This is a genomic window from Cryobacterium lactosi (genome assembly GCF_004403945.1).
Lineage (GTDB): Bacteria > Actinomycetota > Actinomycetes > Actinomycetales > Microbacteriaceae > Cryobacterium > Cryobacterium lactosi.
In genome coordinates, this window is sequence record NZ_SOHM01000031.1 from 345,369 (window position 1) to 370,614 (window position 25,246).

The 25,246-nt window shown below is 69.9% G+C and carries 19 protein-coding genes; 15 read left to right on the top strand and 4 right to left on the bottom strand.

The window, feature by feature from the left end; genetic code table 11:
* Positions 1–2: 2 nt before the first annotated feature.
* Entirely contained in the window at positions 3–3,668 is a 3,666-nt protein-coding gene (locus E3T61_RS15250; protein WP_134641669.1) for an SCO7613 C-terminal domain-containing membrane protein, read from the bottom strand.
* 385 nt (positions 3,669–4,053) lie between these two features.
* Here E3T61_RS15250 and E3T61_RS15255 point away from each other — a divergent pair, with 385 nt between their 5' ends.
* The 8 genes from E3T61_RS15255 to E3T61_RS15290 all read left to right on the top strand — a co-directional run bounded on the left by E3T61_RS15255 (position 4,054) and on the right by E3T61_RS15290 (position 14,014).
* Positions 4,054–4,635, top strand: coding sequence for a hypothetical protein (locus E3T61_RS15255; protein WP_134641670.1), 582 nt, complete (start codon positions 4,054–4,056; stop codon positions 4,633–4,635).
* Positions 4,636–4,756: 121 nt separating this feature from the next.
* On the top strand, positions 4,757–6,283 hold the full coding sequence (locus tag E3T61_RS15260) for a DUF3375 domain-containing protein (RefSeq protein WP_134641671.1): 1,527 nt from the start codon (positions 4,757–4,759) through the stop codon (positions 6,281–6,283).
* On the top strand, positions 6,276–7,082 hold the full coding sequence (locus tag E3T61_RS15265) for a DUF4194 domain-containing protein (RefSeq protein ID WP_166793261.1): 807 nt from the start codon (positions 6,276–6,278) through the stop codon (positions 7,080–7,082). Before E3T61_RS15260 ends, E3T61_RS15265 begins: the two co-directional genes overlap by 8 nt.
* The gene (locus E3T61_RS15270) at positions 7,079–10,612 is read left to right on the top strand and encodes an ATP-binding protein (RefSeq protein WP_134641673.1); all 3,534 of its coding nucleotides are present in this window, start codon (positions 7,079–7,081) and stop codon (positions 10,610–10,612) included. The genes E3T61_RS15265 and E3T61_RS15270 overlap by 4 nt, the downstream gene beginning before the upstream one ends.
* A 49-nt stretch (positions 10,613–10,661) precedes the next feature.
* Positions 10,662–11,585, top strand: a complete 924-nt coding sequence (locus tag E3T61_RS15275; RefSeq protein ID WP_166793262.1) for an alpha/beta fold hydrolase — start codon at positions 10,662–10,664, stop codon at positions 11,583–11,585.
* A gap of 36 nt (positions 11,586–11,621) precedes the next feature.
* Positions 11,622–12,500, top strand: coding sequence for an alpha/beta hydrolase (locus E3T61_RS15280; protein WP_134641674.1), 879 nt, complete (start codon positions 11,622–11,624; stop codon positions 12,498–12,500).
* Between the two features lie 113 nt (positions 12,501–12,613).
* Positions 12,614–13,582, top strand: a complete 969-nt coding sequence (locus E3T61_RS15285; protein ID WP_134641675.1) for an NAD(P)-dependent alcohol dehydrogenase — start codon at positions 12,614–12,616, stop codon at positions 13,580–13,582.
* 60 nt (positions 13,583–13,642) lie between these two features.
* Complete coding sequence (locus tag E3T61_RS15290) at positions 13,643–14,014, top strand: VOC family protein (RefSeq protein WP_134641676.1); 372 nt, start codon at positions 13,643–13,645, stop codon at positions 14,012–14,014.
* On the opposite strand, the gene E3T61_RS15295 is transcribed toward E3T61_RS15290, so the two are convergent.
* Positions 14,011–14,520 carry a DNA alkylation repair protein gene (locus E3T61_RS15295; protein ID WP_134641677.1) on the bottom strand — a complete coding sequence of 170 codons (510 nt, stop codon included), beginning with the start codon at positions 14,518–14,520 and terminating at the stop codon, positions 14,011–14,013. The genes E3T61_RS15290 and E3T61_RS15295 overlap by 4 nt on opposite strands.
* A 73-nt stretch (positions 14,521–14,593) precedes the next feature.
* Between E3T61_RS15295 and E3T61_RS15300 the strand changes: the two genes are divergently transcribed.
* The 4 genes from E3T61_RS15300 (at position 14,594) to E3T61_RS15315 (ending at position 18,133) form a co-directional block, all read left to right on the top strand.
* The gene (locus tag E3T61_RS15300) at positions 14,594–15,175 is read left to right on the top strand and encodes a DinB family protein (RefSeq protein WP_134641678.1); all 582 of its coding nucleotides are present in this window, start codon (positions 14,594–14,596) and stop codon (positions 15,173–15,175) included.
* A gap of 113 nt (positions 15,176–15,288) precedes the next feature.
* A complete protein-coding gene (locus E3T61_RS15305; RefSeq protein WP_134641679.1) occupies positions 15,289–16,284 on the top strand; it encodes a substrate-binding domain-containing protein in 996 nt (331 codons plus the stop codon).
* Positions 16,281–17,348, top strand: a complete 1,068-nt coding sequence (locus E3T61_RS15310) for an ABC transporter permease (RefSeq protein WP_134641680.1) — start codon at positions 16,281–16,283, stop codon at positions 17,346–17,348. The genes E3T61_RS15305 and E3T61_RS15310 overlap by 4 nt, the downstream gene beginning before the upstream one ends.
* Positions 17,345–18,133: an ATP-binding cassette domain-containing protein gene (locus E3T61_RS15315; protein WP_134641681.1), complete on the top strand. Its 789-nt coding sequence runs from the start codon at positions 17,345–17,347 to the stop codon at positions 18,131–18,133. Before E3T61_RS15310 ends, E3T61_RS15315 begins: the two co-directional genes overlap by 4 nt.
* Before the next feature lies 1 nt (position 18,134).
* Here the strand turns inward: E3T61_RS15315 and E3T61_RS15320 are convergent, their stop codons facing one another.
* Entirely contained in the window at positions 18,135–19,004 is an 870-nt protein-coding gene (locus tag E3T61_RS15320; protein ID WP_134641682.1) for a dienelactone hydrolase family protein, read from the bottom strand.
* Positions 19,005–19,212: 208 nt separating this feature from the next.
* On the opposite strand from E3T61_RS15320, the gene E3T61_RS15325 reads away from it, so the two are divergent.
* The 3 genes from E3T61_RS15325 (at position 19,213) to E3T61_RS15335 (ending at position 22,954) form a co-directional block, all read left to right on the top strand.
* Positions 19,213–19,530: a carboxymuconolactone decarboxylase family protein gene (locus tag E3T61_RS15325; protein ID WP_134641683.1), complete on the top strand. Its 318-nt coding sequence runs from the start codon at positions 19,213–19,215 to the stop codon at positions 19,528–19,530.
* A 55-nt stretch (positions 19,531–19,585) separates the two neighbouring features.
* Positions 19,586–20,191 (top strand): lipoprotein, encoded by a 606-nt coding sequence (locus E3T61_RS15330; RefSeq protein ID WP_134641684.1) that lies wholly within the window; start codon positions 19,586–19,588, stop codon positions 20,189–20,191.
* A gap of 192 nt (positions 20,192–20,383) precedes the next feature.
* The gene (locus E3T61_RS15335; RefSeq protein ID WP_134641685.1) at positions 20,384–22,954 is read left to right on the top strand and encodes an ATP-dependent Clp protease ATP-binding subunit; all 2,571 of its coding nucleotides are present in this window, start codon (positions 20,384–20,386) and stop codon (positions 22,952–22,954) included.
* Between the two features lie 79 nt (positions 22,955–23,033).
* Here E3T61_RS15335 and E3T61_RS15340 read toward each other — a convergent pair whose 3' ends face one another.
* Positions 23,034–25,226: a glutamine synthetase III family protein gene (locus E3T61_RS15340; RefSeq protein ID WP_134641686.1), complete on the bottom strand. Its 2,193-nt coding sequence runs from the start codon at positions 25,224–25,226 to the stop codon at positions 23,034–23,036.
* Between the last annotated feature and the right edge of the window lie 20 nt (positions 25,227–25,246).

Consider the following 25,246-nt stretch of genomic DNA (forward strand, 5'->3'; position numbering starts at 1 on the left):
TGTTAGGTGAGGTCGCGGAGTCGGGCCGAGAGCCCGCCCTCTGTGGCGCCCTTCCTCTCGGAGGTGATCGCGATCACGAGCATCACCGCGCCGATGGTGGCCAGGGTGATCCACCAGAGCAGCGGGTTGATGGTCTGGCCGATCTGCACCGTGAACACCACGATCACCTCGATGGGCAGCACGGCCAGGCTGATCAGGAACGGCGCGGCGAGGCGCCGGGTCGAGCCGATCAGGATCGCCGTGAGCGCGAGCGACATCACCAGGATGGCGCGCCAGGTCTGCGGGTCGGTGCCGGTGGCCAGCACCGACGGCAGGAACGTGACGATGATGCCGGGCGCCAGCAACCGCCATGAGCCGGCGAAACCGGCCGGCCACGACCCGAGTCGTGCGGGCACGGTCCGGGCACCCGGGCGCATCCCGATGATGCCGGCACCGAGCAGCGCCAGCCCGAGCGGCAGTGAGAACGCCTCGACGCGCAGCTCCCGTTCGCTCCAACCCGCCACCGCCGCGCACCAGGCGAGAAGGAACAGGAACCAGACCGGGGGCAGCGACGTCGCCGTGCTGCGGCTGCGCGCGGCGACCACGAGCATGAAGCCGAGCAGGGCGACCATCAACAGGGTCAGGGTGCCGATCGAGAAGGCATCGGCACGGATGGCTGTGATCGGCCCGGCCACCAGGAATGCGGTTGCTGCGGCGAAACGCCACCGCGACGGTGTTCTGTCGCGGGGCGTCGCCGCCTCGCCGCGTGGAAGCCCGCCGGCGAGCGCCGCGAGCACAGTGGCCAGAGCGCCAAGAGCCAGCACGGGCAGCATGACACCGGTGGTCGGGCTGCCGGCCAGGGCGTCCAGGCCGAGTCCCCAGCGCATGGCCTGCGCGGCACCCGCCGCCGCAGCCAGGGTGGCCACCACGGCTGTGGAGCCGAGCAGGCTACCCAGCCCGGTCGCCGCACCCGGACCGGTGGCCCTGGCGGCGGCGCGGGCGATGGCGTAGCCGACCAGCACCAAGAGCAGCGCGGCCGCGAGCAGTCCGTAGGCCCGCCAAGGGATGGCCGGGCCGAACTGCGCGAGGCCGTACCGCACGGAGCCGAGCTGCGCGGCGCCGAAGCCTGCGGACCCGTTGGTGACGAGCACCGCCAGGCTGGGCACCACGGCCAGGGCGAGGCCGGTGGCGGCCAAGGTCTGGCCGGCGCGGCCCCTGGCCACCAGGATCGCACCCACGATCACCATCGCGAGCGCCGGTGGCAGCAGATACGGTTCGATCACCTCGATGCCGCGGCTGGCCCAGACGCACCAGAGCGCGCCGGTCCAGCTGGCGCCGGCCGCCCACCAGGCCAGCTGCCGGCCGGTGCGTAGAGCGTTGACGGCAGCTCCCACACCGAGGATCACGAGCACCAACACGGTTGTCGACAGACCTGCCGCGGTGCGCACCAGGGCCAGCAGCACCGCCAGCACGCCGGTGAGCGCGGCGGATGCCTCGATCCACCGGCGGCAGGCATCCGCTTCGAGGGCCGTCAGGCCGCGGTTCTGGAGCGCCCGGGTGATCGGGGCGGTGGCCGCGAAGGTGCCGGCGACGAGAAGCGCGATGAGCGGCAGCACCACCGGCGATCCGCTGGTGGCCAGCAGCTGAGCGCCGAGGCAGACCACGACCACCGCGAGCGAGGGCACCAGCAGAGCGGCCGCGAAGGAACGCAGGGCAACCGTCATGCCCGGGCGACGCACGGTCATCAGGGTCAGGGCAAGAGCGAAGGCCACGCCGGTGGACAGCGCCGTCCAGCCGCTGCGCACCAGGAGCACCGCCACGACCCCGGCCAGGAACGGTACCGCACTGACCAGGAGCACGGCGTACCAACTGCGCGGGGTGAGCCAGGTGGTGAGGGTGGCGGCAAGCGCGCAGAGCAGGCCAAGGGTGGTGGTGAGGCAGAGCACGGCGATGCCGTCGACTCCCACGATGGTGAGGGCGGTGGCCACGATGACCAGAGCGTAGGCGTAGCCGACCGCCAGGTACAGCGGACGCCACCGTGCCGGCAGGGTGCGGGCGAGCGCCGTGAGGGCGAGCACCGCGGCCGCGCCCACCCACACCGTGGTCGACTGCTGCAACCATCCGGTGATGGCCGCCAGGAGCAGCAACAGGTGCGCTCCGCCGCCCACCGCCCGCCGCACAGCCGGGGGTGCCGCGACGAGTGCGGGAACGACGAGCAGACCGGCGATGAGTGCAGCCGTCAGGACCAGGCCCACGACGGCCTGACCTGTGACCGAGAAGCCGGCCCAGCCGGAGATGGTGACCAGGGTGAACACGCCCAGCCACAGGGCCAAACGGTTTGGTGCCGACACTCCCGTCGCTGACCCGGCCGGCGTCGGTGCTGCCGTTCTGCGGCTCACCTGAGCGACCGCCCAGGCCGTTGTGGCGAGCGCCGCCAACGCCACGATCGACGCCAGGCCGACGTTCTGGGCGACGAGCCCGGCGCCGTACGACGGGGTGGCTCCGGCGACAAACGCGAAGTCGCCGCTGGCCGGGACGGGCGAGGTGCCGCCAGGATAGCCGCCGGCGACCGATCCGGCCCAGCGCAGCGGAGCGAACAGCGCGCCCGACAACTGCACGACCGCGGTCACCAGGGCGGGGGTCGCGGCCAGGATCAGCACCGTGACCGCGCCGGTGCCCAGAGCAGCGCGGCTGGCGGCCGGGCTCGAGGGCAGGGCGGCCAGCCCCACCAGGGCGATCCCGCCCGCGACCGGCATCAGCGCCAGGTACCAGGCCGAATCGTCGAACGACACGGCCAGCGGCAGGATGGCCACCGCCGCCACCGCGAAGGCTCCAGCGGCGAAGCTCCACTGCCGCGGCAGGCCGTTGCGGCTGCCGAGCGCCGCCACCGCCGCCAGAACGGCGAGGATGCCGGCATACCCGGCGATGTCGGTGCTGGTCGTGCTGATCGAGCGCACCAGCAGCTGCAGCAGGGCGGCGAGCACGGCGACGGCCTGGAGGGCGGTGGCCGTGTATCGTTCGACCCCCAACGCGGAACCCAGCCCGGGGGAGAGGCGCGCGAGCACGGGGTGCAGGCCGAGTGCGACAACGGCCACGCCCAGGCTGCCGAGGATCGCACCCCAGGCGTCGCCCCCGCTGCCGAGCAGCCCGGGCGAGAGGGCCAGCCCCACGACGGCCGCCCACAGCCAGACCCGCACACCGGAGCGGGCCCCCAGCCCGAACAGCACGGCCGAGCCGGCCAGCGTGCCGAGAGCGGCGAAGACCCACCCGCTCGCGGAGGACGGCGCCAGCTGTGTGAACGCCCATACGTCGAGGCCGACGAACACCACGCCAAGGGCCGCCACGGACTCGGCGGAGAACCGCAGACCGCGACGGGCGAACCACCAGGCACCGCCGAGGAAGACCAGCGTGATCGCCCCGATGATGCTCGTGCGCACGGCGAAACTCGTGAGGTCGGGGTTGAAGAATGTGAAGACCAGTGCGGCCACGGCGAGCAACGCGGCACCGGCGAAGGCCAGCACCGACTGCACGCTCACCTGGGCGCCGGCATCCGGGGCAGCCGAAAGAACCGCAGCCGGCACGCCGACAGGTTCGCCCACACCCTTTGGTGCCGCAGGTCGCTGCGGCACAGTCATGCTCTGCACCGGGGGAGTGCCCACTGCGGCCGGGTCCACCGCAGAAGGGCCCATGGCCGCTGTTTCTCGTGGAGGAGTGCCCGTCGCAGGCGTGCCCAGCGCAGGCGCGCCGGAGCGCCACACCGTCGGTATCCGCTCGATCAGGCGGTCCCGCCCCCGCAGTGCCTTGACCACCCGATCGGTCGACGATTCCAGCGCGCCGCCGAGCGGGCCGCTCAGGTCGGCCCCGCAACCCGGGCACCACTCGTCGGTCAGACGCGCATCGCATCGGGGGCAAATCCGCCGGTCCTGCAGATATCGAACGGCAGCATCGTTCCAGATTTTCCCCATTGCCGCAGTCTAGGGGCCCCTCCTTCCCCCGCGAACTGTGAGCAAAGCCCCAAAAATGGGCGATTTCAGGGGCTGAAGTCACGGTTCGCGGGATGGGTAAAATGAAGTTGTGACGGATGCGACGCAGCACGCCCGGGTGCCGATTTCGCGCATCGTCGATGAGGGGGTGCTCATCGCGCTCTCCTCGGTGCGGATGGCGGTCAAGAACGACATCATCGTCGCGGGCCTCGCCGAGCACGCGGACTACGACAAGGCCAGATTCGCCGATGCCACCCGTCGGGAGCTGCGGAGCCTGGCCGAGGAGAACCAGGAATCCAGCGACCGGGTACGGCTCCAGCGCAAGGAACTGACCTCGTTGACCTGGCGCTACGACCTCTCCCAGGACCAGCTGATGGATCTCCGCCAGCTCAAGCTGCGCCGTCGGGTGCACAAACGCCTCGCCCTCGCCCTGCGCGCGGTGGCCGACGACGAGGAGCAGGTCGGTCGACTCGTGTCGGATGCCCAGCGCGCGGCCAGCAACGAGGTGCAAGACGCCATGCACACCCGCCTGATGCGCCTCTCGATCGACCCCCTCGACCCGGAATATCAGCGCCGCAGGGCCGAACGCACCGAAATGTTCCTCCTCATCGATCTGGCCCTGCTCCAGCTCAAGGCCGACGAAGCCGCCGGTCAGAGCCAGGGCGAGTACTGAGCGTTCGGGCGCGCCGCCGCCCGGGACTGCACAGCACGTCCCCCGCGCCGTTTCCCGGTCGCCGGGGCGACTACGGTTGAGGAGGCCCTCAGGCGGGCCGGCGAGAAAGGAACGAGCACGAGTGAGCGACATCGCGGGTGAATTAGCGCGGGTGCACAGCGCCTTCGACCGACCCACCCTGCGGCTCCTCGACCGCAAATGGGCACCGTTCGTTCTCGCGGTGTTCAAGTCGTCGTTCAGCCGTGACCGCCGCAGTGTCCAAGCCGACCGGCTGCACACCCAGGTGGATGCCTACCTGGCCGACCTCCGCTCCATCGGCAGCGAGGTGCCCGGCAAGAACGGGCGCGCGCTCTGCGTGCAGTGGATGAACGACCAGTGGCTCTACCGGGAGACCGGCGACGACGATGAGGAACAGTACTCGCTCACCTCGCACGCCCTCGAGGCCCTGCTGCTGGTCGAGGGGCTCTCCCGCGATCGCGCGCTGATCAGCGAATCCCGGCTCACCACCATCGTCGACACCGTGCGGCACCGTGCCACCCAGGCCAACCCCGACCGGGACGAACGCATCCGCCGGCTCGACCTGGAGATTGACGCGCTGACCGCCGAACGCGACCGGCTCGCCGCCGGCGGCGACATCGCCGCGGCCTCGAACGATCAGATGCACGAGGGCTACGCCAACCTGATCGACCTGATCACCCAGCTGCCCAGCGACTTCAAGCGTGTCGAAGAGTCCGTCGCCGGCATGCACCGGCAGATCGTGAACGACTTCCGCGCCGAGGAACGCCCGATCAGCGAGGTCCTCGACGAGTACCTCTCCAAGACGGATGCGCTGATGTCCTCGACCGCCGAGGGCCGGGCCTTCGAGGGCGCCATTGTGCTGCTCCGAAACGACGACCTGCTCGCCAAGCTCAAGAACGACCTCGAGTCGATCATGCTGCACCCGTTCGCCTTGGAGCTCAGCGCCGCCGACCGGCGCAGCTTCATGGGCACGGTCAGCCTGATCCGCAAGGGTGTCGACGACGTGCTCACCCAGCGGAACGGCCTGACCACCACCCTGCGCGAACACATCGTGAACCACGACGTGGTCAAGGACCGCGAACTCGAACGGCTGCTGCGGGAGATCAACAAGGAACTCGCCGTGTGGATGGAAACCGCCGGCCCCCGGTCGACGGTGACCGCGGAGCTGATGCCGGGCACCCTGGAGCTCGAGCACCTGCGCGAGAGGTTCTACGACCCCGGCGCGCACAAGGCGCCGCCGCCGCTCGAGGACGTCTCGGCCTTCGCCCCCGAACCGCCCACCCTGGATGCGATGCGCACCCAAGGCGGCCCGCTGCTCGCCGAGCTCCGCGACGCCATGGTGACGGCCTTCGGCGCCAACGGTGCCGCATCCGTCGGCGACGCCTTCAACAGCCTCGAGCCGGCCATGCGCCGCCCGGTCGAGATTCTCGGCCTGCTGCAGCTGGCCACCCAGGTCGACGCCTTCGACCGCACGGATGCCGCAGCCTCGACAGCGGGCTCAGACACCGAGCCGTTCGAGACCGTACGACCCGACGGCTCCCGCCGCACCTTCCGGGTGCCGCGCATCACCTTGACCGACGACAACACCGCGGCGCTGGCCGCCCTGAACTATGGATCTGATCATGACTGACGACGTGACCACCGAAGCGCTCACCGACGCGACCGACGAGGGCGTGGAGGGCACCGAGAGCACCGAGAGCACCGACGACGGCGCCCAGAGCTTCTCGCTCTTCGAGGGCGACGAGGGCGGCCTCACGGTGGAGCAGCGCCGCACCCTGGTGCTGCTGCTCAAGCACCGCTACATCTCCGCGGCCCTGCAGCCCGCCGAATGGCGCACCCTGCTCGCCTCGCAGAGCCTGCTGAAGTCCCGCCTCAACGACCTGTTCCTCGATCTGCACGTCGACCTGCACTACGAGGTGGCCTTCAAGCGTCAGGCCGTCGGCGAGGGCGGGGAGCGGTTCCCGACCCTGCTGCACGACGTGGCGTACACCCGTGAGGAGACCATCCTGCTGGTGCTGCTGCGCCAGCGGTTCCGCAGCGAACGGGCCAGCGGCGTCGACATCGTCATCGTGGATCGCGACAACCTGGTCGAGAACGTCGCGCACTTCCGGCCCGAGCACGCCACCGACAGGTTCGGTGACGCCCGCCGCGCCACCGCGGCCGTAGACAGCCTCGCCAAGGCCCGGGTGCTGCTGAAGACCAGCGACCCCGACCGGTTCCGGATCTCCGCGGTGATCGAGGTGCTGCTGCCGATCGAACGCCTCGGCGAGCTCTGGGAGTGGCTGGTGGAGCAGAACGGCCAGGAGCCGCCGGAGCCCACCGGCTCCGACACGCTCGACGCTGACATTCTCGCCGCCGCCGCACCGGACAACGGTGCCGAACCCGCTCCTGTCGAACCTGCCGACCCCGCCCTGGAGGCCGTTTCATGACCGATTCCCCGCTGTTCCACATGGACGGCGCCACCGAGGGAACCACCCAGTGGCGCGCCGAATCCTTCCAGATGGTCAACTGGGGTGGCTTCCAGGGTCACCACGAGGTGGACTTCGCCGCCAGCGCCACCCTGGTCTCCGGCGCATCCGGCACCGGCAAGTCGAGCCTGCTCGACGCCTACCTGGCGCTGATGATGCCCTCCGACACCCCGTTCAACGGTGCGTCCAACGACGCCGGCTCCGGCCGGGCCCGCAGCGTGGACCAGCGCAACCTGATGACCTACCTCCGCGGCAAGACAGACTCCAGCCGAGAGGCCGACACCGGAGCAATGCACGATCAAGTGCTCCGCGGCGCCGACTCGGCCACCTGGGGCGCCGTGGCGATGACCTTCATCGACGACAACCAGCGCCGGTTCACGGTGCTGCGCGCCTACTTCGTGCCGCGCGGCGCGACCAAGTTCGCCGATGTGACCATGAAGATGGCCACCCGCGACGGCCGGCTCGACCTGCGCGAGCTCGCCGACGTCACCGAGGCCCGCTTCGACAAACGTGCCCTCAAGAACCGGTTCAGCGACCTGGACGTCTTCGACACCTACGCCGCGTTCTCGCAGACCCTGTACACCCGGCTCGGCATCGGCGCCAACGGCGAGGGCGGCAAGGCCCTGCGGCTGCTCGCCCGCATCCAGGCCGGCCAGCAGGTGAAGACCGTCGACGGCCTGTACAAGTCGATGGTGCTCGAAGAACCTGCTACCTACGCCGCCGCCGACAAGGCCGTGGACCACTTCGAAGACCTCGAACGCTCCTACGGCGCCATGGTCACCGAGGCGCAGAAGGCCAAGGTGCTCGAACGACTGCCCGAGCTGCACCGCGACTACGAGAGCGCCACCGAGAAGGCCGACCTGATCGACCGGTTCGGGGTGCACCGCGAGGGCGACACCCCCTTCGTGCTCTGGCAGCTGCTCACCGAGCACGGCCTGCTCGACGCCGCCGCCGACACCAACCGCGGCGCCCGGCGCGAGAACCAGACCGCGTTCCTCGCGGCCCGGGATGCCGAAACCGAGCTGAAGGGCCGGGTCGCCGACCTGCAGCACCAGCAGCGCGACAACGGCGGCGACGTTCTTGCCGCCCTGCAGAACGACCTCGACGTGCTCGCCGCCAAGCGTGACGACGTGGCGGCCGAACGCGACAGGTTCAACGACCGCATCTCCCTGTTGGGCGCCGTCGCCGGCAGCGCTGACGAGACCGCCGATGACGCTGCCGACGACGCTGCCGACGGCGTCGCCCGTGCCGTCGCCATCACCTCGGCCGACGACTTCGCCGCCGCGCAATTGGCCGCAGAGGGGTTCATCGCCAGGTTCGCCGCCTCCGAACAGGAGCTTGATCTCGAGCGGGTTTCCCTGCAGCGCACCGCCTACCCGGTCGAAGAGAAGATCCGCACCCTCAAGCAGGAGCACGCCTTCCTCAAGGGACGCGCCAGCCTGGTTCCCCAGCACCTGCACAACGCCCGTCTGATGATCGCCGAGGCGGCGGGAATCCCCGCCGAGGAGCTGCCTTTTGTGGCCGAGCTCATCGACATCGCCCCCGGTGAAGACGATTGGCGCCAGGCCGCCGAGGTCGTCCTCGGCTCGGTCGTGCGGGTGCTGCTCGTCGACGAGAACCGGCTGGCCGCCCTCGGCCGGGCCATCGACCCGTTGCACATCCCGGTGCGCATCCACTTCGAAGGTGTCGCCCTGCACCCGCACCAGCAGGTGCAGCACGACCCGCGGTACGTCTCGGGCAAACTGACCTTCAAGGACTCGCCGTTCAGCCGCTGGGTGCAGGACCGCGTGCAGGCGCCCGCCATCGACGCGCTCTGCGTCAACAGTGCGGCCGAGCTCGCCGGCGAGGGCTCCAGGGTCACCCCGAGCGGCCAGATCCGCCAGGGCAAGCGTGGCGCTCACGGGTGGAACAAGGAGCAGCGGGCCATCATCGGCTTCTCCAGCACCGTCCGCCTGGCCGAGATCGACGAGGAGCTGCGGGCACTGAAGGCCTCCGCCGACTCCCTCGCGCAGCAGGCCTCCGCCAAGGCCGGGCAGATCATCGCCCTGCGCCGCCTGAAGGATGCCCACCAGCACCTGATCGACACCGCCTGGGCGGCCATCGACGTGGCCGGCGCCAAGGCCAGGATCACCGCCAAGGAAGCCGAACGTGAACGCCTGCTCGCCGGTAGCGACGTGCTGCGCGGACTCCAGGACGAGGAAGCACGCCTGGCGGCCGAACTCGAGGCCGCCCAGAAGCTCAAGCACGAGACCGAGCGGGAAGCGTCCGCGCTCAGCGACGAGCACGCCTCGATCGTCGACAGGCAGGACATCGTGAACGTTCGGCTGGAGCGTATCCAGGCCGACGAAACCGTGACCCTGACCGACGAACACTCCGCCCACCTCGACGCCCAGTTCGCCGCCGTGGGCGACAGCACCGACCTTGCCACCTTCGCGAACGGCGTCAAGCGGCTGCGGGAGCGGCTCACCGAGCAGTCCAGCCAGGACCGCGACACCGCCCGAAGCGCCAGGGACACCCTGATCGGTATCTTCGAGACGTTCCAGAGCCGCTGGCCCGACCCCAACATCGGTGTCGCAATGGAGTCCTACTCCAGCTACAGCGACATCCTCGACGCCGTCTACACGCTCGGCCTCTACGAGCGACGTCAGGAGTGGAAGCGGCGCCTGTCCGCGTGGAGCGGGCAGGACCTGGTTCCCCTGGTCGGCGCGTTCACCACCTCGATCGAAGAGATCGAAGACCGGTTGCGGCCGATCAACGACATCCTGCGCACGCTGCCGTTCGGGGCCGGCCGGGACCGGTTGCAGATTTCGCTGCGCCGCTTGCACCGGGACGACGCCACGGCCTTCCGTAAGGAGCTCAAGCTGCTCTCCTCCGGCTCCACCGAGGAGTTCACCGACGAGCAGACCGAGAGCCGGTTCACCCGGCTGCAGGCGTTCATGAACCTGATCCGCCGGCCGGACGAGCTGGACATCGCGGGAGCGGGCCGGACCACCGGCCGCCAGGCCGCCAAGGCCGAATCAGATCGCGACCTGCTCCTGGACGTGCGCCGGCACGTGGAGATCACCGCGGTGCGCACCACCCCGGACGGCGTGGAAGTGAGCACCTACTCCTCGCTCGGCGGCAAGAGCGGCGGCGAGTCACAGGAGCTCGTCGCGTTCGTCGTCGGCGCCGCCCTGCGGTTCCAGCTCGGCGACGAGAGCCGCACCCGGCCGCGCTTCGCGCCGGTCTTCCTTGACGAGGGTTTCGTGAAATCGGACTCCGAATTCGCCGGGCGAGCCGTCGCGGCCTGGAAGGGCCTCGGCTTCCAGCTGATCGTGGGATCGCCGCTTGACAAGGTCACCGCCCTCGAACCGCACATGGACCTCGTGCTGTCGATGACCAAGAACACCGTCACGGGCTTCTCCTACATCACCCCGTTGATGTCGCCGGAGCCGACGACGACCGGGCCGGCGGAGCCGGAAGACGCCACGTCTGAGAGAAGCGTGGCCTGACCCGCGCGCCGGTCTGGCAGGTCACCTGAATCCGGCTTACGCTGGCCCGATGGTGTCAGTCCCGATGGTGTCAGTGCAGGATCTGCGACTGCCGGATGGCCGCGTGCTCCGGGTGCACGACAGCGCTCCAGTCCCCGGTGTCGCCGGGGACTCCGGTGCGACCGGGGAATGGGGCGATCTGGGCGGGTACGACCCGCACGGCGAACCGGCCCCGGCCCGGCTCACGGTGCTCTGGCAGCACGGCTCGCCGCAGACCGGCGCCCTGCTCAACCCCCTGCTGGTGGCGGCGGCACAGCGGGACATCCGGCTGGTCTCGTACGGGCGGCCCAGCTACGGCGGGTCGACGCCAATGCCCGGTCGCACCGTCGCGTCGGCGGCGGCGGATGTGGCGGCCGTTCTGGACGCCCTGCAACTGGACCGGGTCGCGGTGATGGGTGCCTCGGGTGGCGGCCCGCACGCCCTGGCCTCTGCCGCGCTGCTCCCGGACCGGGTGATGGCCGCCGCGTGCCTGGCCGCTATCGCACCCTTTGACGCCGACGGGCTCGACTTCTTCGCCGGGATGGCCTCGGATGGCGCGCTCCGGGCCGCCCGCGCGGGCCGTCCGGCTCGCGAGCACTACCAGGCCACCGCGGAGTTCGACCCGGCCAGTTTCGTGGAACGGGACTACGCCGCGCTCAAGGGCGATTGGGCGTCGCTCGGGGCCGACGTGGGGGAGGCCTCTGCGGCCGGGCCCGACGGCCTGATCGACGATGACATGGCCTTCGTAGTGCCGTGGGGGTTCGACGTGGCGACGATCCGTGTGCCCGTGCTGATAGTGCAGGGCGGCCGTGACCGGGTGGTGCCGCCCGGGCACGGGGCCTGGCTGGCCCGGGCCATCCCGAACGCCCAGCTCTGGGACTGCGCCGACGACGGCCACATCTCCATCCTCACCGAGTGCGCTCCCGCGCTGGACTGGCTGCTCGCGCACTCCTGAGCCAGGCGGCGCGTGCGCAGGCCGTAGTCTGTGCAGATGATCGGGAGAAGCCGCGGTACAGTCCAGGCCGAGAACGCGGATGCCGCCGTCGACGCCATCGTCCAGGGCCCGCACGGCCCCATCCCTGTGCGCCGGTACACGCCGCCGGCCGGCACTGCGCCGCTCGAGGCCGCGCTGGTCGGGACCGCACCGATCGTCTGGGTGCACGGGGGCGCATTCGTCAAGGGTGACCTCGACCTCCCGGAAACCCACGAGGTGGCCCTGGCGCTGGCCGGCGCCGGATTCACCGTGATCACCGTCGACTACAGGCTCACCGCCGTCCCGGGGCTGAGCCGGTTCGGGCGGGCGACCCGCGGCACCCACTACCCGGTGCCGGTTGACGACGTCGTCGCAGTGGTGCGGGCAGTGCAGGCTGAAGCCGGCGACGGAGTGATCCTGGGCGGCGCGAGCGCCGGCGCCTGTCTGTCCGCCGGCGCCGTGCTCCGGTTGGGAAGCGACGCCGCCGCGGCCCTGCGCGGAGTCTTCTTCGCCTATGGCATCTTCCACGCGAGCCTGCCGGAGCGCTCCCGCGAGGTGCGCAGCCGGCTGCGCGGCCGGCGCAAATTCACCCACACGCCGCTGCTGCTCAACGCGGTGAACCGGGTTTACGCCGGAAGCCGATCCGCGTTGGCCGATCCGCACGCGTTCCCCGGCGGCCACCCGCTGCTCGGCTTCCCGCCAGCGCTGCTGATCGACGCCGAAAGCGACTCGATGCGGGCCTCCGGTGAACAATTCGCCCGGGAGCTCGACGAGGCCCGGGTAAGCGTCGAGTACCACGTGCTGCCCGGCACCGCCCACGCCTTCCTCAACCGGCCGGGCGAGGCCGGCTTCGCCGCGGGCATCCGCCTGATTGTGGACTGGGCCCGTCGACTCTGAAAACAGGAGATAGTGAGGTTGGCAGGACTTATGCCGGAAAAACGTCCTGAAGATCTCACGGAATCCTTCTATCGTGCTCACTATCCCGCCCCATCCGAACCTGGAGGCACATCATGAGGGCCATCGTCCACGACAGCTACGGCTCGGCCGAGGTGCTGCGCCCCGCCGAGATCGACCGGCCGGGCGTCGGCGACGACGACGTGCTCCTGCAGGTGAAGGCCGCCAGCCTCCACATCGGCGACTGGCACCTGATGGCCGGCCTGCCCCTCATGGTGCGGCCCGCTATCGGCTGGCGCGCCCCGAAAACCCGGGTGCGGGGCATGGATGTCGCGGGCCGGGTGGAGGCAGTCGGCGCCAACGTCACCCGATTCAGCCCGGGCGATGAGGTCTTCGGAGTCTGCGAGGGTTCCCTGGCCGAGTACGCCGTCGCCCGGGCCGACACGCTCGAGACCAAACCGGAGACACTGAGCTTCGAGGAGGCCGCGGCCGTGCCCACCTCGGCCGTCACCGCCCTGCAGGCCCTCGCCTCCGTGCGGGATGCCGGGCCGGGCGAGCGAGTGCTCATCATCGGCGCCTCAGGTGCCGTCGGCGGCTATGCGGTGCAACTGGCCAGGGCATTCGGCGCGCACGTGACCGGTGTCGCCAGCGCCGCCAAACTCGACTATGTGCTCTCGCTCGGGGCGGATGCCGTCGTGGACTACGGCCGGGGCGACATCACCCGGTCGGGGGAGCGCTACGACGTCGTGGTCGACACAGCCGGAAACCGGTCGGTCTCCGCACTGCGCAGGCTCCTCGCCCGCCGCGGCACGCTTGTGATCGTCGGCGGTGAGGGCGGCGGCCGGGTCACCGGCGGTTTCGGGCGGGCCCTGCGCGCCTTGCTCCTGTCCCCGTTCGTGCCCCAGACACTCACCGGCCTGGTGTCGACGATGCGCCAGGAAGACCTGCAAACTCTCGCCGGGCTTCTCGCCTGCGGTACGATCCGGCCCGTCATCGACGCGGTGTATCCGCTCGCCGAGGCCGCGACGGCTATGCGCCGTCTCACCGATGGCAGCCTCCGCGGGAAAGTCGTCATCACTCCCTGACACCGGCCCGCCGAGGGCACGACCCCAACCGCAACCCCGCCACAACAAAAGGACACCACCATGGACATGCGACTCGAGCTCGTACCCCTGCCCTCCACCGACGTCGACCGCAGCAAGGCCTTTTATGCCGATCGAGTGGGTTTCCACGTCGATCACGACGTGGAGCCGGGCAACGGCATGCGCGTCGTACAACTGACCCCGCCCGGATCGGCGTGTTCGGTCGTGATCGGTGTGGGTATCAGCGCCCCGGATGCGCCCCCGGTGCAGAACCTGCACCTGGTCGTGGCTGACGTCGAGGCCGCGAGAACCATGCTCGTGGCCAACGGCGTGCCGGTGTCTGACGTCAGCGACATGGGCGGGGGCGTGCGCTACGCCTATTTCAGCGACCCGGACGGCAACTCCTGGGCCCTGCAGCAGATCTCGTTGCCCTAACGGCCGTTTTCGTTCAGTTCCTCGTCGGCGACGCCCAGCAGGCCGGCCGCCCGGCGAAGGCCCGCGCTTGGGTCGTGCGCCCACCGGCCGAGCACGATGTTCGCGCGACCGCGAGCCGGGCCGGTCAGGGCGTCGATCAGCGGCCTGACCACATCCGTCGTGAGCGGGTCGACGAGCGCCGGCAGTCGTGTGGTGCGCAGGAACCCCTCGATGCGGGTGAGGTCGGAGGCCCTCAGCATCCGCACGTGGGACTGCAGCAGCACCACGGCCGCCAGACGGCGCTCGAAGACCGGCTCCGTCCAGAGTTCTGAACTGAGCGCCGTGATGTCATCGTGGTCGAGGCCGGGGTAGCGGCGGCCGGCATCGCGGACGGTGCCGCGGATTGCGCCCACCGATGCGCCGTAGAAAGTGAGACCCACGCCCAGCCGGGCCCGATCGGCCTCGGCGCGCTCCCAGGAGCTCTCCCGCTGCAGGGTGGCGTCGATGAACTCGCCGGCAGCACTCATCCGTCTATTCTCCTGCTATCCGCGCCGGTGGGATCGTTGTGCACTCACCCCGCGGTCTGGGAGGCTGGTCGGCATGACTGACGCCGACCTGAAAGCACCCCTCCGCCGCTACCTGGAGGAGGGCCGGGAGGCCCTGATCTGGAAGCTGGAGGGGCTCAGCGAGTACGACATCCGCCGACCGCTGGTGCCGACCGGCACCAACCTGTTGGGTCTGGTGAAGCACATGGCCGGCGTCGAGGCTGGTTATCTCGGGGCGACCTTCGGCCGGCCGTTCCCTGAGCCGCTGCCGTGGATGGACGACGACACCGAGTACAACGCGGACATGTGGGCAACCCTCGATGAGACCCGCACGGGCCTCGTCGACCTGTACCGGCGGGTCGGGGAGCACTCAGAGGCCACCATAGACGCGGTGCCGCTCGACGGCCTCGGGCGAGTGGGGTGGTGGTCGGAAGGCCGGGACGTGGTGCCCCTGCAGCTGATCCTGGTGCACCTGATCGCCGAAACCCACCGGCATGCCGGCCATGCCGACATCGTGCGCGAACTGATCGACGGGGCGGCCGGGCTGCGGGCCGGCAACGACAACCTCCCTCCGGCCGGCCCGGACTGGTGGGCCGGCTATCGCGACCGGCTGGAGCAGACCGCCCGCCAGGCCTGAGGCCGACCCGGCGCCCCGACTGCGGTCTTGGCCGTTCGGACGCCTAAAGTGGACTGCGCCTGAAAAGGCCACGCTGTTTACGCGCCCGAAACCGCGCCCGAAATCGAAGGACGATGCCACCCGTGTCGAGAATCTCTGCCCGCCGGACCCTCATCGGCGCGAGCGCCGGCCTCGCCCTGCTCGCCCTCACCGCCTGCACCGGCCAGCCCGTCACCGGTGCGGCCGCCGGCGCGTCGGCAGCCGACGGTTCCGGCCGAACCTACGCCCTCGTGGTGCACTCGGTGCCCGGCGACGCGTTCTGGGACGTCGTGAAGACCGGCGCCGAGGCCGCCGGAGACGGCTACGGCGCCACGATCACCTACCAGGGTGACCCTGACGTGCAGAAGCAGAGCCAGCTCATCGAAACCGCGATCGCCGCCAAGGTCGACGGCATCATCGTGTCGATGGCCAACCCCGACGGCCTCCGCGGCGCCATCGCGGATGCCGTCGCCGCCGACATCCCCGTCATCACCATCAACTCCGGGGCCGAGGAGTCCGCAGAGGTCGGCGCCATGACCCATGTCGGCCAGAGCGAGTACCTGGCCGGCCAGGGAGCGGGCACCCAGCTCACCGAGGCGTCGGCGAAGAAGGTCATCTGCGTCATCCACGAGGCCGGCAATGCCGGGCTCGAGGACCGGTGCCGCGGAGCCGCCGACACCCTCGACGGCAGCCTGACCAACCTGCAGGTGGACATCGCAAACGTGGCGGATGCCCAGAGCACGATCACGAGCGCTCTGCTGGCCGACCCGAGCATCGACGGAGTGCTCACCCTCAACTCTGCCGTCGGGGTCGCCGCCGCGCAGGCCGTCGCCGAGGCCGGCAGCGATGCCCAGATCGGCACCTTCGACGTGTCCGCCGACGTCACGAGCCTCATCGCGGACGGCAGCATCCTCTTCGCCGTCGACCAGCAGCCCTACCTGCAGGGCTACCTCCCGGTGGACTTCTTCGAGCTGTTCTACACGAACGGCAACGTCGTCGGCGGCGGCCAGCCCGTCTACTCCGGACCGGGCTTCGTCACCAAGGAGAACGCCGACCAGGTGGCGACGTTCGCCGGCAACGGCACCCGATGACGGCGTTGACCACCCCGAGCGAGGCGCCCGGCGCCGCCTCGGCCCCGGCGGACGAGCGGCTGGCGCGCACCCACCCTCTCGTGCGGCTGCTGCGCCGCCCCGAGATGGGCGCCCTGGTCGCCGCGCTGGCCATCTTCGTCTACTTCTCGGTGGCCACCAGCGCCTTTCTCTCGCCGGCCGGCGCGGCCACCTGGCTCTACTCCGCATCGCTGTTCGGCATCATGGCCGTCGCCGTGGCGATGCTCATGATCGGCGGCGAATTCGACCTCTCGGCCGGTGCCATGACCGGCACCACGGGCCTGCTTGTCGGCGCCTTCACCACCCAGTGGGGCATGAACCTCTGGCTGGCGATGCTGCTGGCCCTGCTGATCGCCCTGTCCGTCGGCGCCTTCAACGGATTCCTCGTTGTACGCACCGGCATCCCGAGCTTCATCGTGACGCTGGGCACCTTCTTCATCCTGCAGGGTCTCAACCTGGCCGGCACCAAGCTGGTCACCGGCCAGGTCGCCATCCAGGGCATGACCCTGGTGCCCGGTTTCGACGCCGGCAAGGTCATCTTCGGCTCCACCATCCCGGTGGCGGGCGTGAACCTCAAAGTGTCCGTGTTCTGGTGGCTCGGCATCACCGCCGTCGCCAGTTGGATCCTGCTGCGCACCCGGTACGGCAACTGGATCTTCGCCATCGGCGGGCAACTGCAGAGCGCCGTGCAGACCGGCGTGCCGGTCAAGCGCACCCGAATCGGCCTGTTCATGGGCACGGCCGCGGCCGGTTGGCTGGTCGGCATGCTCTCGCTCTTCGACGTGGCCACCGTGCAGGCCACCACGGGCATCGGCCAGGAATTCATCTACATCATCTGCGCCGTCGTCGGCGGCTGCCTGCTCACCGGCGGGTACGGGTCCGCGATCGGCGCCGCCCTCGGCGCCCTCATCTACGGCATGATCCTGCAGGGCATCGTGTTCGCCCAGTGGGACAACAACTGGCTCAAGGCTTTCCTGGGCGGGATGCTGCTGCTCGCGGTGCTGGTGAACCTCTCGGTGCGCCGCCAGGCGGGGGTGCGCGCATGAGCGCCGGCGTGGCAGCGCCCATCCTCGAGGTGCGCGGCGTCGGCAAGGTCTACGGCTCGGTCATCGCGCTCAGCGGCGTCTCCACCTCGGTGGGCGCCGGTGAGGTGCTCTGCGTGCTCGGCGATAACGGAGCGGGCAAGTCGACCCTGCTCAAAATCCTCGCGGGCGTGCACCCGCACTCCTCCGGCGAGCTGCTGCTCGACGGGCGCCCCGAACACTTCACCGGCCCGCGCCAGGCGCTCGACGCCGGCATCGCCACGGTCTACCAGGACCTGGCGATCGTGGCGCTGATGCCGGTCTGGCGCAACTTCTTCCTTGGCGCAGAACTCAGCGCCGGGTTCGGCCCGTTCTCGCGTCTGAGGGTGGCCGAGATGCGGGCGATCACGCTGGAAGAACTGGGCCGGATGGGCATCGACCTTCGTGACGTGGACCAGCCCATCGGCACCCTGTCCGGTGGGGAACGGCAGTCCGTCGCCATCGCCAGGGCCATCTACTTCGGCGCCAGGGTCGTGATCCTCGACGAACCCACCTCGGCGCTGGGCGTCAAACAGGCCGGCGTGGTGCTGCGCTACGTGGCTCAGGCCCGCGACCACGGCCTCGGTGTGGTGTTCGTCACCCACAATCCGCACCACGCGTACCCGGTGGGCGACAGGTTCCTGGTGCTCAACCGCGGGGCCAGCCTGGGCGAGTTCGACAAGGACGGCATCAAGATCGACGAGCTCACCCGGCTGATGGCCGGCGGAGCCGAGCTGGACTCACTCGCGCGGGAACTCGAGCGGGGCTGACCTACGGCTGCGGTCTGGGAATCAGCCGTTCTGCCAGGAACTCGACCGTGCGCTCAAGCGCGGCCCGGGTGGGGTGCCCGGGCTCGTCGACGAGGCTGACCGTGAGCACGCAGTGCGCCGATGACGGGATCCCGGCCGCGTTGCCCGGCGACGAGTCGATCTCGATGCTCTCGAAACCGGCACCGAACTCCGTGCGCAAGGTCTGAAACCGCTCGGGCGGGCAGCCGCGGTCGTCGGTGAACCGCAGCCCCAGGATGCCAAGCCCCGCCGGGCCGTCGATGGTGCGTGCCTTGAGGGTGTCGATGTCCTGGGGCGCCAGGCCGATCGAGGCTCGCCCTGCGCCGAGGGGGAGGGGCAGCGCCGGCTGGCTCAGCACCGCGGCCAGTACCGCCGGCTCCAGGGCCGTGGCCAGGGCGAAGCCGCCGGTGAGGCACATGCCGATCACCCCCACCCCGGCGCCGCGACCCGGGTCGCCGCCATCCGCGCCGGCGCCAGCCGTGCCCACGCCAGCCATGCCCGCGCCGTCGGCCCAGGCCTGGCGCACCAGCGCCCGCAGCCATCCCGTGGCGCCAGCCGGCTGGCGGGTGAGCCCGCGGAACTCCTTGGACACACAGATGCGGCCGATGGTCCGCAGCATCGCGCCCGTCGTGACGTCCGCACCCGGCGTCCCGAACAGGCTCGGCAGGTACACCCTGAAACCGCGGTCGACCAGGCGGCGGGCCAGGTCGACCACACCGGGATGGAGCCCGGGGATTTCGTGGATGAGCACCACGGCCGGTCCGCTCCCGGCCGTGAAAACCTGGTGCGAGTAACCATTGTGGCTGAAGGTGTACTCGGTGAAGCCCGTAAGCGCTGGGGGTGGCTGGGTCATGGCTTTGAAGATAGCCCCCTCCGGGCGGATGAACCCACTCGGCGGCGTCTCATCCGTTTCGGGGGAATCCGAAATGGCACCATCGGCGGGACGCAGATTGATTGCTACCGTCTGCGGCGAGAGGGAGGCGTGCCGATGCGGTGCGACTGCCGAACACCGCAAAAACCGAACACCGACAGGGCCCAGCCCTGGAAATGGAGCGATACCCATGGCCACAGGAACAACACCCATATTGGATGCGGCGGCCGAGATCAACGCTGTCTCGCTGGCTCGCACCGACCTGGACCCGCGCACGCTGATGATCGCGAGGATCGCGGCCTTGGTGGCCGTCGATGCACCGGTCGGATCGTATTTCATGCACGTCGGACCGGCAGTGGAGGTGGGGCTGACCGCCGATGACATCGAGGACGTCCTGGTCGCCGTTGCGCCGATCGTGGGCACCCCGCGGCTGATGTCGTCGGCGCGCAAGATCGTGGAGGCCTTCGACCTCGCCATCCAACTCGACTCAGAAGGCGACACCCAGTAACGCCGGAGTCCAGAGCGGCCGCTCCGTGCGGCCCGTCCAGTGAGGAGCGCCACCAGTGAAAAAGCCCGTTGTCGTCCTGACCCTGCTGGTGCTCCTCGCCGGATGTTCCGCCGTCGACGGCACCGATCCGTCGCCGAGCAGTTCCGCGCCGTCAGGCTCGTCCACCCCGTCGGCGGGGGAGACCGCATCGCCGCCGACCGATGAACAGGTCACGTGGGCCGGCACGGTCTGCAGCGACACATCAACCCTGAAGGCCGACGTTCAGGCGCTCGCGGAGGCGCCGGCTACCGACGTTGACGAGGTGGGTGCCGCGGTGGCCAAACAGATGGACACCATTTCCGCCTCGGCGAGCACGCTGGTCGAGACCGTCAAGTCGCCGCCGGAGAACCTGGGCGACGATCCCGAGCTCCTGTCCGTGCAGGACTCGATCGACACCGCTGACCAATCCCTGAAGACCCTCCAGGCCAGCGCCAGCGCGGTGCAGGGCGCCACCGGGGCCGACCTGGTCGGTGCGTTGGCCACCCTCGTCGTCGACACCGGCACCGTACTCTCGGCTGTCGCGGCGACCGTGCAGACCATCAGCACGGCGACCCGGGACACCTCCAGCACCCTCGGCCAGGCCTTCCGCGCCGCCCCCGAGTGCGCCACCCTCACCGCCTAGCCGCGACCCCGTCCGTTGGGTGATCTCGACAGGCTCGATCAGCGGGTGAGGGCGCCTGCGGGAGGTCGTTTGGGGTGGACTCAGGGGAATCTCAGGATGGCGCGGGAATGAAACGAGGGCACAGGCGTTGAGTTGAGTCGAGGGCGCTCAAGTTTGGGTTTCGTCCTCGTATCGATTCCCCAGGAGGTTTCCTTGCCTACATACTTCGGCCCGACCGGTTCCGAAAACGGTTCGTTCGACGAATTCCTGGCCCGCTACCTGCAGGGCCAGCGCCAGGCGCAGTCCGGCCGTCCCATCGAGATCACCCGGCTGCTCAGCCGCCGCACCCACGAGCTCCTCGTGCAGGCCGCTCAGTTCGCCGTCGACCACGGCCACGCCCACGTGGACGCCCTGCACCTGCTTCGGGTCATGGTGGAGCAGGAACCCGCTGCCTCGGCCATCCGCCGGGCCGGTGGCGACCCCGCCGCGATCGTGACGGCCGCCGACGAGCGTCTCCCGGAGTCGAGTGACCAGCAGGCCACGTCGGCGCCGGCCCTCACGCCCTCCGCTCAGCGTGCCCTGCTGGATGCCCACCAGGTCGCCCGCGCCTTCGGCTCCACCTATATCGACCCCGAACACCTGTTCTTCGCCTTCGTGGTGAACCAGGACGCCCCCGCCGCCCAGGTGCTCGCCGCCGCCGGCGTCACCGCCGAGTCTCTCCAGGCCGGTGCCCAGGAGGCAGCGAACGAGGATGCGCAGACCGGAAGCGGCGTCGCGAAGAACGGCGAGGCATCCGACACCCCGATGCTCGACACCTACGGCGTCGACCTCACCGAGCGCGCCCGCTCCGGAAAGCTCGACCCGGTGATCGGCCGCAGCGACGAGATCGAACAGACCGTGGAGATCCTCTCCCGGCGCACCAAGAACAACCCGGTTCTGATCGGCGAGGCCGGCGTGGGCAAGACCGCCGTCGTCGAGGGCCTGGCCCAGGCCATCGTCGACGGCCTCGTGCCCGAGCAGCTGCGCGGCAAGCGGGTCATCGCGCTCGACCTGCCCGCCATGCTCGCCGGCACCCGCTACCGCGGCGACTTCGAGGAACGCCTCACCACGACCATGGATGAGATCAGCGAACGCAGCGACGAGATCATCGTCTTCATCGACGAGCTGCACACCGTCGTCGGTGCCGGCGGCTCCGGCGAGGGTGGAATGGACGCCGGCAACATCCTCAAGCCGCGCCTGGCGCGCGGTGAGCTGCACGTGGTGGGTGCCACCACCCTGAACGAGTACCGCAAGGTCGAGAAGGACCCGGCGCTCGAACGCCGTTTCCAGCCCGTGCGGGTGGGCGAGCCGAGCATCGAGGATGCCGTGCAGATCCTCGCCGGCCTGCAGGAGCGTTACGCCGAGCACCACTCGGTGCGCTACACGGATGCCGCGATCCGCGCCGCCGTGGAGATGAGCGCCCGGTACATCCCCGACCGGTTCCTGCCCGACAAGGCCATCGACCTGATCGACCAAGCCGGCGCCCGCGCCCGCCTGGCGCTCGGCTCCCGCGTGGACGTCACGGGCTTGCGCGAGAAGCAGTCCGCGCTCGAGTCGGCGAAGGCCCAAGCGGTCGCCGACGAGCAGTACGAGGAGGCATCCCGGTTGCGCGACGAGGCCGAGACGATCGCGGCGACCCTCGACGCGGCCGTCATCAGCCAGGGCGGTGAGGACTCCGGTCCGTCCGCCGTGGTGGACGAGGCCGAGATCGCCGCGATCATCGCCAGGGCCACCGGCATCCCGGCCAGCCGCCTCACCGCGGGCGACCGGGAACGCCTGGCCACGCTCGAGGACGACCTGCACCAGCGGGTCATCGGGCAGGACGACGCGGTGACCGTGATCGCCAAGGCCGTGCGGCGCAACCGCACGGGCATGGGCGACGCCCACCGTCCGGTCGGCAGCTTCCTCTTCCTCGGCCCCACCGGTGTCGGCAAGACCGAGCTGGCCAAGTCCCTGGCCCAGTCGCTGTTCGGTGACGAGAAGGCCATGCTGCGCTTCGACATGAGCGAGTTTAGCGAGCGCCACACCGTCAGCCGTCTGGTCGGTGCCCCTCCCGGCTACGTCGGCTACGACGAGGCCGGCCAGCTGACCGAACACGTGCGGCGGAACCCGTACTCGGTGGTGCTGCTCGACGAGATCGAGAAGGCGCACCCGGATGTCTTCAACCTGCTGCTGCAGGTGCTCGACGACGGCCGTCTCACCGACGGCCAGGGTCGCACGGTGGACTTCCGCAACACCGTCGTGATCATGACCTCGAACATCGGTTCCGAGGTGCTGGCGAGCCGGAGCGGCGCGCTCGGCTTCACCGCCGACCTGGACGGCGCCGGCAACGGCTTCGGCTCGGAGAAGGCGCTGCGCGACCGGGTGATGGCCAAGCTCCGCGAGGCCATGCGGCCCGAGTTCCTCAACCGCATCGACGAGGTCGTGCTGTTCCGCAAGCTCGATCAGCCGCAGCTCCGGCAGATCGTGCGGCTGCTGCTGAACCAGACCGAGGCCAGGCTCGCCGCCCAGGGTCACGCGCTCACCGTGAGCGACGCGGCCGTGGACTGGATCGCCGAGAATGGCTACGAGCCCGAGTACGGTGCCCGGCCGCTCCGCCGGGTCATCCAGCGCCGGCTCGACGACAAGATCGCCGACCTGCTGGTGGCCGCGGAGCTCGGCACGGGGGGAGTCGTGGCGGTGACAGTCGTCGACGGCGCACTGCGCGTGGCGGCTGAACCCGCGCGGATGCCACTGGCGGCGTAGCCGCACGGCACAACGCCCCGACCGGACCTGCACGTGGTCCGGCCGGGGCGTTTGTGCGTTCGGCTGCGGGCTGGTCGGCCTACAGGATGAAGAGCATCTCCTGGTACGTCGGCAGCGGCCAGAGGTCATCGGCGACGATGCCCTCCAGCACATCGGCCGCGGCGCGTACCGCGGTCATGGCCGGCAGCAGGGCGTCCCTGGCGTGTTCGGCCTCGGCCAGCGCACCGGCCTCGTCGGCAGAGTGCCCGGTCTCGGCGGCCAGGGCCTCCTTGAGTGCGGCCAGGGCGGTGCGCAGCTGGGAAATCGGGCCGCTCACCTCCAGCAGCGCCGCGACGTCCGCTTCCCCGCCTGCGGCCTTGACGGCGCCGACGTTGATCGCGACCTCGGTCTGGTGCCGTACCGCGGCCGGCAGGATCTGGGTCGAACCCATCTCCAGCGTGAGCCGGGCCTCGACACCGATGGTCAACGCGTACTGCTCCAGGCCGATCTCATAGCGGCTGTGCATCTCGCGGTGGTTGAACACCCGGTACTTCTCGAACAGGTCCATGGCCGAGTCGGTGATCAGCTCGGGCAGGGCGTCCAGCGTGGTGCGCAGGTTCGCCAGCCCGCGCTTCTCGGCCTCGATCGGCCAGGAGTCCGCGTAGCCGTCACCGTTGAACACGATGGCACCGTGATCGGTGATGATCTGGGTGAGCAGGGCCTGCACGGCGGTGTCGAAGTCGGTGCCGGCCTCGACGGCCGCCTCCAGGTCGGTGGCGATGTAGTCCAGCGACTCCGCCATGATCGTGTTGATGGTGACCATCGGGCCGCTCACGGTCTGCATCGAACCGGGCGCGCGGAACTCGAAGCGGTTTCCGGTGAACGCGAACGGGCTGGTGCGGTTGCGGTCGCCCGGGTCGGTCGGCAGCTGGGGCAGCGTGTCGACGCCGATGATCATGGTGCCCCTGTCCTTCGAGGAGGTCGCCGGGCCCTTGGCTATCTGGTCGAACACATCCGCCAATTGGTCGCCGAGGAAGATCGAGATGATCGCCGGCGGGGCTTCATTGGCGCCGAGACGGTGGTCGTTGGTCGCCGAGGCGACCGAGACCCGCAGCAAGCCGGCGTACTTGTGCACGGCCCGGATCACGGCGGCGCAGAAGACCAGGAACTGGGCGTTGTCGTGCGGGTTGTCGCCGGGCACGAGCAGGCTGCCGAGCTGGTTGTTGCCCAGCGAGAAGTTCACGTGCTTGCCCGAGCCGTTGACGCCCTGGAAGGGCTTCTCGTGGAAGAGGCACTCCATGCCGTGCTTCTTGGCGATGGTCTTGAACGTGGTCATCAGCAGTTGCTGGTGGTCGGCGGCGATGTTGCCGCGTTCGAACATCGGCGCGATCTCGAACTGGCCTGGTGCCACCTCGTTGTGCCGGGTCTTGGCGGGGATGCCGAGTTTGAACAGCTCCCGTTCGGTGTCCATCATGAACCCGAGCACCCGCTCGGGGATGGCGCCGAAGTAGTGGTCGTCGAACTCCTGGCCCTTGGGCGGCTTGGCGCCGAACAGGGTGCGGCCGGAGTTCAGCAGGTCCGGGCGGGCCAGGAAGAAGTGCCGGTCCACGAGGAAGTATTCCTGCTCAGGGCCGCAGAACGAGACGACCTTGGCCGGCTTGTCGTGACCGAACAGGCGAAGGATGCGTTCGGCGTGTTCGCCCATCGCCTGCTGCGAGCGCAGCAGCGGCGTCTTGTGGTCCAGGGCCTCGCCGGTCATGGAGACGAAGACCGTGGGGATGCACAGGGTGTTGCCGTTCGGGTTCTCCAGCACATAGGCGGGACTGGTGACGTCCCAGCCTGTGTAGCCGCGGGCCTCGAAGGTGTTGCGCAGGCCGCCGTTGGGAAAGCTGGAGGCATCGGGTTCGCCCTGCACGAGGGTCTTGCCGGCGAACTCGGCCAGGGCCGTGCCGTCGCCGACGGGTTCGAGGAAGCTGTCGTGCTTCTCCGCGGTGAGGCCGGTCAACGGGTAGAACACGTGCGCGTAGTGCGACGCGCCTTTCTCCATCGCCCAGTCCTTCATGGCGCTGGCGACAGCATCGGCGATCAGCGGATCCAGCATGGCGCCGTGCTCGATGGTGGCCATCACCGACTTGTAGACGAGTTTGGGCAGCCGCTTCTGCATGACGACGCTGCTGAACACGTTCTCGCCGAAAATCTGGCCGGGCGTTTCAGCGTCTGTGAAGCTGACCGCCGGTGGCACGTAGGCCTCGACATCCCTGATCGCCTGCAGGCGCATGGCATTTCCACTCATTTACTACCCCTTTGATTCGG